Consider the following 15,373-nt stretch of genomic DNA (forward strand, 5'->3'; position numbering starts at 1 on the left):
TATATTTATTCGTATCGATACTGTAGAAAGGAAACAAGCACATGAACTTATTGGACATTGACGAACTGACTTCGAATCAAATAACCGATATCTTTGATTTAGCCGATAAGCTGAGATTTGGAAAAGAAGAACTTTCATTAAGCGGCCGAACCTTTATTTTATTTTTCCCCGAATCGAGCCTCAGAACAAGAATTACTTTTGAAAAAGGTATTAAAGATTTAGGAGGACAATGCATACTGTTTCCCCCGGATGCGCTCGATAAGAGGGAGAGGCTGGATGATGTCATTAAATATACAGAAAATTGGGCTGATGGTGTCATTATCAGGCATCCGCAATTCTCGAAAATCAAGGAGTTATCAAGGCAATCGTCCATACCCGTCATTAATGCAATGACGTCCGATAACCATCCGTGCGAAATATTATCAGATCTATATACCATCAGTAAAATGAAAGAAAACTATAAAGAACTGGTATACACATTTGTAGGTCACGCAGGCAATATTTCAAGATCGTGGATGAAAATTGCGAAAGTGATGAATCTTCAATTTCACCATGTATGTATAAGCGGACAAGAATTGGGCGAACAGTCCCGTAACTATCAATTTCACACAAATCTTGAAGAAATATTGCCGAAAAGCGATGTAATCTTGACGGATTCCTTGCCGAATGAACTGCGAACAAATGAGTACATCAGTAAATATCAAATAACGTTGGACAGAATGAAGTTAACCAAAAAAGGATCGATTTTGAACCCGTGTCCCCCTTTTTACCGGAATGAAGAAGTCAGTGAAGATGCTGTTTCTTCTAACTATTTTGTCGGGCATGCATTTAAGAAAAATTTGATTCATGTACAACAAGCGGTTATTTTATATTGTCTGAACAACTAAGGGAGCTCTACCAAAACAAACAATGTACATGACTCCGGTTCGGCATCGGCCACCAAATCCAAGCAACAACTTGACTCGTCGATCTTACCTCTCCGGAGTTATAGTCATAATTATTTTCGAAGATATGTCCCCCTTGATACACCAGTTCTTGGAAAATCAAAAGAGCCCCGCCCTTAGACGAGACTCAAAAGGTATACAATTATTTATTCATTTGATGAACGCTGTGGCCGAGCGCGCCTTCGGCGGCTTCCATGACGACTTCGCCGAGGGTCGGATGAGCGTGGATCGTAAGCGCGATGTCTTCGAGCGTAGCCGCCATTTCAATCGCCAGGCCGATCTCGGCGATTAAGTTCGACGCCTCCGGGCCTACGATTTGCGAGCCGAGCACGAGTCCGGTTTCTTTGTCGGCTACAACCTTGACGTAGCCTTCCGCATTGCCGAGAGCCAGCGCGCGGCCGTTGGCGCCGAAGGAGAATCGGCCGGTAACAACGGTGTAGCCTTTCTCTTTGGCTTCGGTTTCGCTCAAACCGACGCTCGCGATCTCCGGATCCGAGAACACGACGGCCGGAATGCACTTGTAATCGATGACGCTGTTATGGCCGGCAATAACTTCCGCCGCTACTTTACCTTCGTAAGACGCCTTATGCGCAAGAGCGGGACCGTCGACGATGTCGCCGATCGCATAGATGTTTTCCACGCTTGTGCGGCACTTGTCGTCGATCTCGATGAGACCGCGGTCGGTCATTTTGACGCCTATGTTTTCAAGCCCGATATCGTTCGTGTTCGGTCTGCGGCCGACGGTAACCAACACGTATTCCGCGGTAACGGTCTTCTCTTCGTCGCCGACCTTGAAAGTCACGGTAACGTCTTTATCGGTCGCTTCGGATTTTTGCGCAAGTGCCTTCGTATGAATCTCAACGTCCGATTTCTTCAAGTTGCGCGCAACCAACTGGCTCAACTGCTTCTCGAATCCGGGCAAAATGCTGTCCGCACCCTCGAGGATCGTGACTTTCGTGCCGAACTTCGCGAACGTCTGGCCGAGCTCGACTCCGATGTACCCGCCGCCGATAACGACCATGCTTTGCGGAATATGGTCGAGCTCGAGCGCTTCGTCGGACGAAAGAATGCGGCCGCCGAACGGGAACGGCTTTAATTCAATCGGCCGGGAACCGGTCGCAATGACGCAGTGCTTGAATTGATAACGCACGGCGTCGTCTTCGGTGGACACCGTCAGCACATTCGGTTCGTTGAAGAAAGCTTCTCCGGAAACAAATTCGATCTTATTGCCTTTAAAAAGCTGACCGATGCCTCCGGTCAATTTGTTTACGACGGATTGCTTCCATTCCTGCACTTTCTTGAAGTCGACTTTTACATCGCCGGCCGTAATGCCGGTCTCTTCCCCGTGCTTCATCGATTCGTAACGATGAGCCGCGGAGATGAGCGCCTTGGATGGGATGCAGCCTCTGTTCAAGCAAACTCCGCCGATTTCGCGCCGGTCGACGACAACGACGCTCTTTCCGAGCTGGGCCGCGCGGATGGCGGCCACATAACCGCCGGGACCCGCGCCGATGACGATCACATCCACTTCCGTGCTGAAGCTGCCTACGACCATGTCCCGTTACACCTCCATAATGAGCAGTTCCGGATCTTCCAAGAGCTGCTTAATGTGGTTCATTGCATACTGCGCCGTAGCGCCGTCGATGAGACGGTGGTCGAAGCTCAGTGACAATGCCATCATTTGACCGACCGTAATTTCCCCGTTTTTCACGACAGGCTTTTCCGATATGCGCCCCGTGCCGAGTATGGCGACCTCAGGGAAGTTGATGACCGGCGTAAAGAACATGCCGCCTGCGGAGCCGATGTTCGTGATGGAAATCGTGCTGCCTTTCAATTCGTGCGGCGCCAGCTTGCCGTCGCGGCCGCGCGTCGCGAGATCGCGAATTTCTGCCGCAATCTTATATATATTCTTGCGGTCCGCGTCGGAGACGACCGGAACGATCAAGCCGTTATCCGTATCGGTCGCGATTCCGATATTGTAATACTTCTTATATACGATTTCGTTCTTTTCTTCGTCAAGCATGGCGTTCAAGGCCGGATATTCGCGGACGGCGGCGACGAGCGCCTTCACGATGAACGGCAAGTACGTCAGCTTGACGCCTTTCTTCTCCGCGATCGGCTTCGCGCGCTCGCGCAATTTGACGAGGGCGGTCACGTCCACCTCGTCCATGATCGTTACGTGCGGTGCGGTATACACCGACTTGACCATCGCTTGGGCGATCACCTTGCGGATGCCCTTGAACGGAACGCGCTCTTCGACGCGTTCGCCGGCCGGCGCCGCCGCAGCGGCAGTCGCCGGTTTTGCCGCGGCTTCCGCTGCCGCCGCCGGAGCTTCCGCAGCCGGTTGAGCGGCTCCCGGCGTAAAGCCCAGGACGTCTTCCTTCGTAATGCGTCCGTTCTTGCCGGAGCCTCGCACTTGCGCGAGGTTCACGCCTTTCTCCCGAGCGAGCTTGCGCACGCTCGGGGTCGCAAGCACGGGCCCGCCGGCGGCATTGCCCGCATCTGCTGCTGCCGCAGCCGCCGGTTGAGCGGCAGGCGCCGGCGCAGCCGGAGCTTCAGCAGCGGGTGCCGGAGCGGGCGCAGCCGGGGCAGGAGCCGCGGGCGCTTCCGCCGCAGCCGCTCCGCCATGGCCGTGCGCCGCTTGCGGAACTTCGCCTTCCGCATCGATAACGGCAAGCACGTCACCTACCACGGCAACCGTACCTTCGTTGACCTTCAGTTCTTTCACGGTGCCGGTAACCGGAGAGGGAACTTCCACGACGGCTTTATCGTTTTGCACTTCCATCAATATGTCGTCTTCTTTGATCGCATCTCCCGGCTTCACGTGCCATTTTACAATCTCGCCTTCATGCAAGCCTTCTCCAAGCTCAGGCATCCGATATTCAAATACGGCCATGTCCGCACCTCCTGTTCGTCCAATTTAGAAATCAAGCACTTGATTGATCGCGTCAACGACCCGCTTCGGATTAGGCAGCCATTCGTCTTCGATTTGACCGAACGCAACCACCGTGTCCGGCGCGGCTACGCGCAGTACGGGCGCTTCCAAGTGAAGTATCGCTTTTTCGTTGATTTGCGCAATAATTTCCGCCGCCGCTCCCGATGTCTTCTGAGCCTCTTGCACGACGATGGCGCGGTTCGTTTTCTTAATCGACTCTACGACCGTCTCGATATCGATCGGCATGACCGTGCGAAGGTCGATAACTTCCACGCTTATCCCGCGGGACTTCTCAATCTCTTCCGCAGCTTTCAAAGACGTATGAACCATCGCCCCGTAAGTGACGATCGTTACATGCTTGCCTTCCTTCACCACATTCGCTTTCCCGATCGGCACCGTGTACTCGCCTTCCGGCACTTCGGCTCGAAACGATCGGTACAGCTTCAAGTGTTCCATGAAAAATACGGGATCGTTGTCGCGAATGGCGGAAATCATAAGTCCTTTCGCATCGTACGGGTTCGACGGGATAACCACTTTGATTCCCGGGGTTTGCAAGAACAAGCCTTCCAAGGAATCCACGTGAAGCTCCGGAGCTTTTACTCCGCCGCCGAACGGCGTCCGGAACACGATCGGTGCGTTGTAACGTCCGCCGGAGCGGTACCGCATACGCGCCGCCTGCGAAACGATTTGGTCCATCGTTTCAAAGACGAACCCGATGAATTGTATTTCCATGACAGGGCGAAATCCCTGAATCGCCAAACCTACCGCCAGACCGCCGATGCCGGATTCCGCAAGCGGCGTATCGAACACCCGCTTATCCCCGAATTGCTTCTGCAGTCCTTCAGTCGCGCGAAACACGCCGCCGACGTGGCCGACGTCTTCCCCGAACAACATCACGTTCGGGTCCCGCTCCAGCTCAACGCGCATGCCGTCGCGGATCGCTTCGATCATCGTCATATTAGCCATGATTATTTCTCCCCTCCCGCAGAAGCCGAGTATTGCGCGATTTGCTCGCGAATATGAACCGGCGGCTCCTCGAACATGCTCTCTAGCAAGCCGGCGATCGTCATCTTCTCCACCGATTCCGCCCGCTTGATTTGGTCAGCCACATGATCCTTCGCTTCCTCCACCGTCTTGTTCTCGTCCTCTTCGGACCACAAGCCCTTGGATTCTAAATACCGGCGGAAGCGGACAAGCGGATCCTTCACTTCCCATTCGCCCTGTTCGTCTTTCGTCCGATATTTCGTCGGATCGTCTCCGGACATGGAGTGCGGACCGAATCGGTACGTGATCGCTTCAATGAGCGTCGGACGTCCTTGAAGAGCGTGCTCCCGCGCCTCGATTACAGCGGCTGTAACGGCAAGCACGTCCATGCCGTCGACTTGCACTCCGCGGATGCCCGCCGCGACGGCCTTCTGCGCGATCGTTTCGGCAGCCGTCTGTTTTGCGACCGGAGTGGAAATCGCATATTGGTTGTTTTGTACAAAGAAAATAGCCGGCAATTCGAAAGCGCCCGCAAAGTTCATGCCTTCATAAAAATCCCCTTGCGAAGAACCGCCGTCTCCGGTGTAAGTAATCGCCACATTTTTCTTGCCGCGCAATTTCAATCCCATCGCAACGCCCGCCGCCTCAACGATCTGTGCGCCGATGATGATTTGCGGCATAAGTACGTGCACGCCTTCCGGGATTTGACCTCCATGCTGATGGCCGCGCGAATAAAGGAAGGCTTGGTACATCGGTAAACCGTGCCACACTATTTGCGGCATGTCCCGGTATCCCGGACAAATAAAATCTTCCTTGTCGAGCACGAATTCGCTGCCGATCATCGATGCTTCCTGACCGGATACCGGCGCATAAAAACCAAGACGCCCTTGGCGGTTCAAGCTGACCGCCCGCTGGTCCCAAACGCGCGTAAACGCCATACGGCGCATAATTTCACGAAGCTGCTCGTCCGAAAATTTCGGCGACATCTCTTCATTTATGATTTTTCCTTCCGGCGACAATACTTGTAACGGTTCGATCTTATCGAGCCGCGCTTCATAAGCTTTATTGCTCACAGTAAGGAACACCTCGCTCCCTATAGAATTTCAATTTGTAATTAGTACAGACTTCAATGATTATATAATACAAATATGCATTATGCTATACCGATGCACGAAAAAATTGATTTTTTCTGTTATAATTGTTGACGATTATGAACTAGTACAGTTTATAAAGAAAGCAGGTGCCACGGTTGAATCAAGAAGCATATGCACGGCGAACCGTGCAAAAAGAAACCGTTACTTCGCGCTATTTGGATAAAGAACGTCCGCTGCGCGTGTTTTTGCCGCCGGGATACAACGACCTCGTATCGCACCGCGTCGTATATTGCCAGGACGGCGAGGAATGCTTCAACTTCGGTCGAATCGCCACGCACGCCACCCGGCTTATTCTTGAAGAAGGTGTGGAGCCGTTCATCATCGTCGGAGTGGATGTCGACATGCCGAACCGGACGGCGGAATACGCACCCGACGGGGATCGCTTTCATGCATACTGCCGTTTCTTTCTGGAGGAATTGATGCCGTTTGTTGAAGGTCGCTATCCCATTCGTTCAGGCGAAGGCGACCGGGTACTCGTCGGCGACAGCTTGGGCGGCACGGTCTCTCTACATCTTTCCCTACAAGCTCCCCATCTAATTCAAAAAGTGGTCTCATTGTCCGGCGCATTCCTGCAGCCGTCCATTGACGCCGTTAAAAACTCGAATGATTTGTCCTGGCTTCATCTGTATCAACTTATCGGCACGGATGAAACAGAGGTGGAGACAACGCGCGGCGTGTTCGACTTCCTTTCTTGGAACCGAATAATGAAGCAAGCGTTGGAACGGAAGAACGCGAAAATCGATTATGTTGAGAAACCGGGAAAACATCTATGGGGATTTTGGCAAAACGAGTTGCCGGAAGCATTACGGTGGGCGTTTGCGGATTAATATCAGCTAAAATAACAGGCCTCCGATTCGCGATTGGATAATATTAGGTGGTTATCCGCGGTTACTATCCTTTGGCCGTGCGGTATACTTAACTCCGGAACCGGAGTCATGGTGATGATTTATTTTGAGGAGAACCAGTGAACCGAACACCATTATTTGGAGAATCCGATGATTCAGATAACAAAGAACCCCCTCTATAAGGAGGGGGCCGGAAACCTTCGTTTAATTGATAAACTCCACATATTGAAGCAAACGTTTTATAATCGTAGCGGCTTGCGCTCTGGTCGCATTATCCTTCGGAACGAAGGAATCGCCGATCCCTTGCAGCAACCTCGCATCCGTTAAAGCAGCCACTTCATTTTGCGCCCATGCGCTTATGGCTTCTTTGTCCGAGTATTTTGCCAAAGTCGACTCTTTATTGGCGGCGTCTACCTTTTTGCCAGCCGCTTTAATCGCCCTCGACATCATAACGGCCATTTGTTCGCGGGTAACCGAATCGTTAGGCTTGAACGTACCGTCATCGTGCCCTTCAATCAATCCCGCTTTTACCGCCGCGGCAACCGTTCCGGCAAACCAGTCGGAAGCGCTGACGTCGGTGAATGCTTCCGTTCCTGCCGGCTCTTCAGCCAATCCCAGAGAACGGACAAGCAATGCGGCGAACTGCGCGCGCGTGATGGAATCGTTCGACGCGAATTTGTTGTCCGTCATACCCTTGATCACTAGCTTGGAAGCGAGAAGCTCGATATCCGACTTCGCCCAGTGACCGTTAAGGTCGTCGAACATTTTCTTCGATTTGATGACGCCGTAAACGCTATTGCTGTTCCGCTTAATAGTAATGGTCGTTACACCGTTTGCATACGCAAATACGGATGGAACAAATACAGGTTCCATGTTCTCATTGAGCGCGACAGCCGTAGCTTCATTCGAATCGATATTGCCGTTCACCGTTATCGTACGGGTAATGTATGTCGATCCGAAGTGTTCAAGCTCTACGGATTTATCGCCCGCTTCCGCATGTACGGTAAAGGAGATCCATTCGCTCAGCGAATCGAAATTACCGTTTTGCTCGGACACAGGATGAATGGTAACCGTAATTTTCAAGTCTTCCGGTTTGACATTCAATTCGGCAGCCAAAGCCTCAATATCCAGGACGGATAAAGGAAGATTGTAGGTGGCGTTGCCGGCTTGAATTGAAATGACCGCATTCGGCGCGGATTGTTTCCCCTTCAGCAGCGCCGCGGCCGGAAGCTCCACGCTGGCGGATGCCGAGCCTGCATTGAGTGTAATGACCTGGGAATCAGCTCCCTTGCCCTTGATCATATCGAACGCTTGCGCGAGCGCCGATTCGTTAACGGTAACAAGGCTCATGGCGATCCCACTCTTCGTTATTTGTTTAACCGTGAGAGCTTCGCTCGTTAATCTCGCTCCGTTATCTGCTTCCTCGACCAGCTTTGGCGGTATGAAGAAGCCAGTCGGTGAACGGCTGCCGTTTGAATAGGTCGTTGCTGTAACGGAAGGTCCGTTCGTCGTCCACTTTCCTGCCGCGTTGCCCGCTTCCACCTTGAAGGTGTAGGCCGTTCTAGCATTTAAGCCGGTTACATTGTAGCTGAAGGTTCTTCCCGTTACCGTAGTAAGTAGCGTGTTCCCGTTATAAATCCGATAACCGGTTACGCCAACGGCATCAACCGCTTGAGTCCATGACAACTTTAAGCTGTTCTTGGTTATGTCGGTTGCACTCAATGTACTTCCAGTCGGCCATGACGGCGCTTGGGCAGACGGTTCTTCTGCCTCAGTCGTAACGTTGACTGTAGGTCCGTTCGTCGTCCACTTGCCTGCCGCGTTACCCGCTTCCACCTTGAAGGTGTAATTGGTATTCGCGACTAGGCCGGTTACATCGTATTCATACGTAGCTCCCGTTACTGTGTCGAGCAGCATATCGCCTTTGTAGATTCGGTATTCCGTAACCCCGTTGGCGTCGCTAGCAGGTGTCCACGTTAGCTTCAAGTCCGTCTGAGTCACGTCGGTTGCGGTCAGCGTGCTTCCCTGAGGCCAAGTCGGCGCTTGAATCGGCGGTTCTTCCGCCTCAGTCGCAACGGTCACTGCAGGTCCGTCCGTCGTCCACTTGTCTGCCGCGTTGCCCGCCTCCACCTTGAAGGTGTAATTGGTATTCGCGACTAGGCCGGTTACATTGTATTCATAAGTAGCTCCCGTTACTGTGTCGAGCAGCATATCGCCTTTGTAGATCCGGTATTCCGTAACCCCGTTGGCGTCGCTAGCAGGTGTCCACGTTAGCTTCAAGTCCGTCTGAGTCACGTCGGTTGCGGTCAGCGTGCTTCCCTGAGGCCAAGTCGGCGCTTGAATCGGCGGTTCTTCCGCCTCAGTCGCAACGGTCACTGCAGGTCCGTCCGTCGTCCACTTGTCTGCCGCGTTGCCCGCCTCCACCTTGAAGGTGTAATTGGTATTCGCGACTAGGCCGGTTACATTGTATTCATAAGTAGCTCCCGTTACTGTGTCGAGCAGCATATCGCCTTTGTAGATCCGGTATTCCGTAACCCCGTTGGCGTCGCTAGCAGGTGTCCACGTTAGCTTCAAGTCCGTCTGAGTCACGTCGGTTGCGGTCAGCGTGCTTCCCTGAGGCCAAGTCGGCGCTTGAATCGGCGGTTCTTCCGCCTCAGTCGCAACGGTCACTGCAGGTCCGTCCGTCGTCCACTTGTCTGCCGCGTTGCCCGCCTCCACCTTGAAGGTGTAATTGGTATTCGCGACTAGGCCGGTTACATTGTATTCATAAGTAGCTCCCGTTACTGTGTCGAGCAGCATATCGCCTTTGTAGATTCGGTATTCCGTAACCCCGTTGGCGTCGCTAGCAGGTGTCCACGTTAGCTTCAAGCTCGTCTGGGTGACTTCGTTTGCGGTCAGCGTGCTTCCCTGAGGCCAAGTCGGCGCTTGAACCGGCGGCTGTTCCGGCAACGTCGTTACCGTAACCGAAGGTCCGTTCGTCGTCCACTTCCCTGCCGCGTTGCCCGCTTCCACCTTGAAGGTGTAACTCGTTCCCGCGGTTAAGCCGGTCACTTCGTNCCGGCGGCTGTTCCGGCAACGTCGTTACCGTAACCGAAGGTCCGTTCGTCGTCCACTTCCCTGCCGCGTTGCCCGCTTCCACCTTGAAGGTGTAACTCGTTCCCGCGGTTAAGCCGGTCACTTCGTACCCGTAGGTACTTCCCGTAACCGTAGAGACTAGTTCGCCACCACTATAAATCCGGTAGTTCGTTACGCCGACGGAATCGAAAGCCGAGGTCCAGTTTAAAGTCAGGCTTGTTTCAGCGATATTTGAAACCGTAAGACTTGCATTATTCTGAAGATGAGGTTCCATAAACGTCAGAAATCGTTCTGCAATGACTTGATAGCCTTTCTGACTCGGATGAATATCCGAAGTCGGAATAAGGTTCAATTCATCCGCTTGAATGATATCTTGCGTCGGAACAAAAACAGCCCCATTCTCTTCTGCTGCTGTCTTCAATGCAGCATTTAATAGATTGAGCAATTGGAGCGCTGCTGCCTTTGCGCTTCCCTCCAAACGCGGGAACGGGTTATAGTATCCCATGACATAGATCGTTGCGCCCGGGTTCAGACTCTTGATTTCGCTCAATATCATCCCCGTGTTCGACGCAATTTGCAAGAGCGCTGCCTGAGCTTTCGCAGGATCAATCCATATTGAGGTATCTGTTATTACAACGTCCTTTAGTAAATCGTTAGCTCCTGCGCTTATCGTAACGACATTCGCATCCGAAAGGGTGGTCCGAATTCCGAGCAAATCCGGACTGTCGTACTCGTTTTGTACGGATACGTTTTTCCGAATATCGTTCAATACATCGCCGGTCGTGTAGCCTTTCTTGGCATAACGATTGGTATACCGCTCCAACATTCCAAGCGAGCCGATGCTCCCGGCGATATAGTCCGAGTAACCGGCCATCATATTATGATACGGGGTCACTCCGGCAGCCAAGGAATCACCTAACGCTACATAACGAACAGGTGCAGACCAGAACGGCCCTTCCTTTACCGGGTTAGGCAGGACATGAATCGGTTCCGTTGTCAGACTGTCTATACCGTCAAGGCGAGCTTTGGCCAAGTAGGTTCCAGGAGGAACTGACGGCATCACGACAATTCCGGAATTATCCGATGGAACGGTAACTAGCGGAACATCGCCGCCTGCAAGGTACAAATCAAGTTGCGCATTGGCAATCGTTTGGAATATGACACCGAGCTCTCCGACGACAAATTGAGGAGCAGTTAAAAATTGAACGGTATGAGCCGGATTGAACATGCCGTTTCCGGCAAAGTCGTACACATAAACCTCAAATTCGTTTACCCTGTTGCCGATCGGAACAGTGATCTTAAATGAGCCGTCCGGATCGATCGTTCCGTCCACCGGCACCCACTCACCGTCATCCTGATATAGTGCGCCTACTCCGACTCCGGAGTAATCTCCGAACAAATCAACCAAGAAATCTTGTTCAATTTGACCGGTAATAAGACCTTTGTTGCTTCCCACCGCAATCGGTTCGTTTACTGTAGAAACCGGAGCTGCGGTATCGGTTACGAATGGTTTGGCTTCTTCCTCGATTAGATGTAAACCGGCCGAATCCCCGTAATACGGAACTACCGCATAAAATCCGTCTTGTAGGGTAAACAATTTTTCATAATCAAATACGGTGCCGTCCCAATTGTTTATAATATAACTTCCGGGAGGTAGCCACTCTGCTTCCGCAATGACTCCGACCCATTCTCTGGTAATTACATCAAAAACATCAAGCGAAACGTAATCCTTCACCTGGTTCACTTTGAATACGATATCGGACACATCAACCACAGCGTCGTTATTCGGTGAGAATATATTGGGAGTAATCGTGATATCGGCAACGACGTTCGGCAGATCCCCGACATATACGGCAACCGGGATATTCATGTCGGAGCCGCCCGCTTCCGTGAAGATGATCTCGCCCTCGTAAAGCGCCGAAGGAGTACCTTCAGGAACCGTAAGCGTTACATCGAATGACGACGTGCCGCTCGGAGACACTTCGATTTGATTGTCGCTAAGCGCCAAGCTTCCTGCCCCCGTACCGTACCAAATCGCCGATACTTCGTACGAAGAGGTTTGTCCGGAAATATCCTTAACATCCACGGTCCGGGTAACCGTTTCACCTGCCTGGACACTGCCGAAGGAGATGCTGCCCGTGTGATAATCGGTCGGTTGACCGTCTTTTACCGAATCGCTTGTTTCTTCCACCATGGCTACCGCTTTCGCGTCAAGGGCGGCGGTCAAATCGACGCGTCCCGCTCCTTGTACCATGACGGAATAGTGGGTGTCATCCGCACGCTCCATCTTGACGGCATTGTTCATCATCAATGATTTGACTTCATCCGGCGAGAGGGAGGGCTGTTTATCCAATAGAAGCGCTGCAGCGCCTGCTATATGAGGAGCAGCCATGCTCGTTCCTTGCAAATATTCATATGCGTATTGATATGTTCCGTCCATGGAAGCAAAGGCAGGTATGGAAGAACGAATGGATACGCCTGGCGCGGATATATCAGGTTTGATTTCATGACCCGGTAAGGAAGGGCCGCGGGAAGAGAAATCGGCCATGGCGTCCCCAGGATCCCTAAAGCTGCTGAAGCCGATCAGCGAGAACGTTCCCGAGCCGGCCGTCTGCAGAGCGGCTAATAGCGCCCGGCCGTCCGTACCCTTCATGTCGAAGGTAGGAATATAATTCAGAGAATCCTCTAGCAGAGCTCCGGCAAATCCGTCTTGGTCGTCCCGGTTAAAGATGATGGCAGCTATGGCCCCGGCGTTCTTCGCATTGGCTATTTTATCCACAAACGCTATTTCGCCGCGCTTGATGAATGCGATTTTGCCGGACAAATCCATTCCGTCAAAATCTTCGTGATATCCAAGTCCCACATAGACCAGCTCAAGCGACTGATCTGCCAGCAACTTGTAATCGCTGGCCGTATTGAAAGCCATTACGCGCAAGTCGAAAATTGTATCTCCCGATAAGCTGCTGCTTCCCGTCGCCAATCCGACGTCTCCGGGAGGAGTGGACGCCCCTACCGAGATGGCCATCTCCGAAGCCGCCGGAGATCCGGTTGTAAAATCTCCCGGCCCGTTGTTACCGTTGGCGGTAACGACCACAACGCCGGCAAGCGCCGCATTGTTCAACGCAATGGAATCTGCGGAGTTCTGATCGTTTGCATCCGAACCGAGTGACAGGTTGATCACATCAAGCCCGTCTTCCACAGCTTGCTCCACAGCTGCAATCACGTCTTCCTCCGTTCCGGAACCTCTGGGTCCGAGTACGCGGTATACGTAAAGATCCGCTCCGGGTGCAACTCCCTTTACCCAACCGGCCGGTCCGTCCGGGTCTTCCGGGTTGCCGCGGCCGGCGACTGTCCCCGATACGTGAGTGCCGTGAGAGGTAGCCGCTTTAGGATCCGTCGGATCCGGCAGCGTCTCCATCGGATCAGCATCGTTATCTACAAAATCGTAGCCGCCTTTATACGCGTCTTTCAAGCTGGGATGATTGTAATCCACGCCGGTGTCGATGACGCCAACCTTGATGCCGGTGCCGTCAAACCCGATGTCCCAGTAGCTACCCGCTCCGATATGAGGCGCGCTGTCGTTCATCGTTGGGGATACCGTTTCAACCGGGTCCGCTTTAAACGTATGCGAAGGATAAACCGCCTTCACGCCAGGCAATTTCAGAAGCTGTTCCACTTGGTTCGCCGGAATGCTCAGCGATCCGCCGTTGAAGACATTGGAATAAGTCCGGTTCATTGCAACGCCCAGCGTCTTCATCGCCGCAGCGGAGAAGGAAGCTTGTTCTTTGGCAATAACGGCCGAATGGTTATTATTCGCTTTCATCAATCCCTGCTTCACTTTTGCTTCATGCACTGAAAGCGGTTCGGTCTGCAGTTCGACGATCACCGTAATTTTCTCGCTGCCCGTCGACTTCGGTACAAAGTTTTGCGGTGCGGTTAACTCCTCCGGTACTGCGGCCGAGGTTTCATTCGATACCTTTTTGATTTTAAACGGCGCCTTTGCTCTTTGTACGGAACCTTTGCCCATCCCGGCTAGCTTTCTGGCGTCATCCGAAAACTTCAAGCTGTTAAGTGAGGGCAAATTCAGCGTCGGCTTGACAATATGCGACTCCACCCCTTTATGGACGGAATCGGTGGCTGCGCTGGCACCAAGACTTGGCACGCCTAAAGATACTAGCAACGATAAAACTAGTAAAGAAGCTAGCTTTGCTCTTTTCAAGATTGCTGTCACTCCCTATTCTTCAATGATTACGTGCGTCGCTGTATTCTTTAACATGATTTTTCTTGTTTTCCGCACCCCCTCTTCCGATACATAATGTATCAGTTATATGAGTTGTGATACATTTCGTATCATACAAGATACAGTGAGCCTCTACAATATTTTCATGAAAAAAAGAGGAGCGCGCGCCCCCCTTGTACATTCAGCGATATTTTAAAAGGAAGTTTCCCGCGGATCGTATCGGCTTTTCATCCTGTGCATCATGGATTCAATATCGTTCATATCCGGTCTGTGAAGTTCGTCAATGCTTGACTCTTTCCGAGGACGGAGCGTCTCCTCCAAATGGCGAAGCCACACGCCCGTGCCGGGAAAACCCAGGTGGAGCTCAGAGACGCTTCCCATAACGTCCGCCTGGACATCCAATACTCCGGCTGATGAGCTTCCGCCCCCGGCGCGCCTGTAAAACTCTCTCACGATCCGGGCGCGTCCGCCGGAATCGCCTTCAACGTTGACGAAGGCTTGAACGGCATATGCCTTCAATTGCCGGCGCTGCGCCAGCCCGCAAAATTTCCGTCCGTTAATGCTGAGATCGTAGTCGCCCGGACAGTACGAGCCGTCGATCTTGCCGGTGTCGAACCGGACGCCAATCGGCTCGAAGGAGTCGCGCAGCAGCGAGGCCATCGCTTCAAAATCGCCGTACATGCCGAGGGAGACCCGTGCACTGGCTCGAATAAGCGTCACATTGACGACGCCGTTGTCGAGCGGTACCGCGGCGCCGCCGGAGTTTCGAACCATCACCCGGTACCCTTCCCGCTCGAGCCAATCCATCGCCTCCGCCGCATACGGCAGCCGGCTGTCTCGAAGCCCGAGCACGAACGCTCTCTCGTGGCGCCACACATGGACGACGCCGTCGGTGAAAGTCGCTTCCCCCACGGCCCGGCACAGCAGTTCTTCATATGCGAAAGGAAAATAAATATCCGTCTCTTTCCTTAAATCAAGGTTTGTAATAAATGTTGTCATCCTCATCCGCTCTCCGTACATCAATCGTCTTCACCAGTGCAATCATTGTAGCGAATCGGAAGGTAAGCTGGCAACAAGCTTCACCCGCTCGTGCCGAAGGCGAACGTTGCGAATCCGGCAATGCCGGCGATCGGCCTATATGTCCCGAACGAAGACAATGTACATGACTCCGGTTGCAACCAACGGCAACAATGGCG

General features: G+C 52.7%; 8 protein-coding genes and 1 pseudogene. 2 read left to right on the forward strand and 7 right to left on the reverse strand.

The genetic code is table 11. The features are described 5' to 3' along the window. Nucleotides 1–41: 41 nt before the first annotated feature. Nucleotides 42–887: an ornithine carbamoyltransferase gene (locus JET16_RS25705; RefSeq protein WP_199622159.1), complete on the forward strand. Its 846-nt coding sequence runs from the start codon at nt 42–44 to the stop codon at nt 885–887. A 199-nt stretch (nt 888–1,086) separates the two neighbouring features. On the opposite strand, the gene lpdA is transcribed toward JET16_RS25705, so the two are convergent. The 4 genes from lpdA to pdhA are packed head-to-tail and all read right to left on the reverse strand — an operon-like array spanning nt 1,087 to nt 5,936. After that, a complete protein-coding gene (gene lpdA, locus JET16_RS25710) occupies nt 1,087–2,499 on the reverse strand; it encodes a dihydrolipoyl dehydrogenase (RefSeq protein ID WP_199622162.1) in 1,413 nt (470 codons plus the stop codon). Between the two features lie 6 nt (nt 2,500–2,505). Beyond that, nucleotides 2,506–3,840 (reverse strand): dihydrolipoamide acetyltransferase family protein, encoded by a 1,335-nt coding sequence (locus tag JET16_RS25715; protein ID WP_199622165.1) that lies wholly within the window; start codon nt 3,838–3,840, stop codon nt 2,506–2,508. A gap of 24 nt (nt 3,841–3,864) precedes the next feature. Further along, nucleotides 3,865–4,845, reverse strand: coding sequence for an alpha-ketoacid dehydrogenase subunit beta (locus tag JET16_RS25720; RefSeq protein WP_199622168.1), 981 nt, complete (start codon nt 4,843–4,845; stop codon nt 3,865–3,867). Between the two features lie 2 nt (nt 4,846–4,847). Beyond that, complete coding sequence (gene pdhA / locus JET16_RS25725) at nt 4,848–5,936, reverse strand: pyruvate dehydrogenase (acetyl-transferring) E1 component subunit alpha (protein ID WP_199622171.1); 1,089 nt, start codon at nt 5,934–5,936, stop codon at nt 4,848–4,850. 176 nt (nt 5,937–6,112) lie between these two features. On the opposite strand from pdhA, the gene JET16_RS25730 reads away from it, so the two are divergent. After that, entirely contained in the window at nt 6,113–6,844 is a 732-nt protein-coding gene (locus JET16_RS25730) for an alpha/beta hydrolase (RefSeq protein WP_199622174.1), read from the forward strand. Nucleotides 6,845–7,066: 222 nt separating this feature from the next. Here the strand turns inward: JET16_RS25730 and JET16_RS30350 are convergent, their stop codons facing one another. The 3 genes and pseudogenes from JET16_RS30350 to JET16_RS25760 form a co-directional block, all read right to left on the reverse strand. Beyond that, nucleotides 7,067–9,874, reverse strand: coding sequence for a fibronectin type III domain-containing protein (locus tag JET16_RS30350; protein WP_456093987.1), 2,808 nt, complete (start codon nt 9,872–9,874; stop codon nt 7,067–7,069). A gap of 106 nt (nt 9,875–9,980) precedes the next feature. Beyond that, nucleotides 9,981–13,964: pseudogene (locus JET16_RS25755) on the reverse strand (S8 family serine peptidase); the annotation flags it as partial. Nucleotides 13,965–14,369: 405 nt separating this feature from the next. Further along, nucleotides 14,370–15,176 (reverse strand): lipoate--protein ligase family protein, encoded by an 807-nt coding sequence (locus tag JET16_RS25760; RefSeq protein WP_199622180.1) that lies wholly within the window; start codon nt 15,174–15,176, stop codon nt 14,370–14,372. Nucleotides 15,177–15,373 lie beyond the last annotated feature (197 nt).

It is taken from the genome of Paenibacillus alkalitolerans, assembly GCF_016482785.1.
Lineage (GTDB): Bacteria > Bacillota > Bacilli > Paenibacillales > YIM-B00363 > Paenibacillus_AE > Paenibacillus_AE alkalitolerans.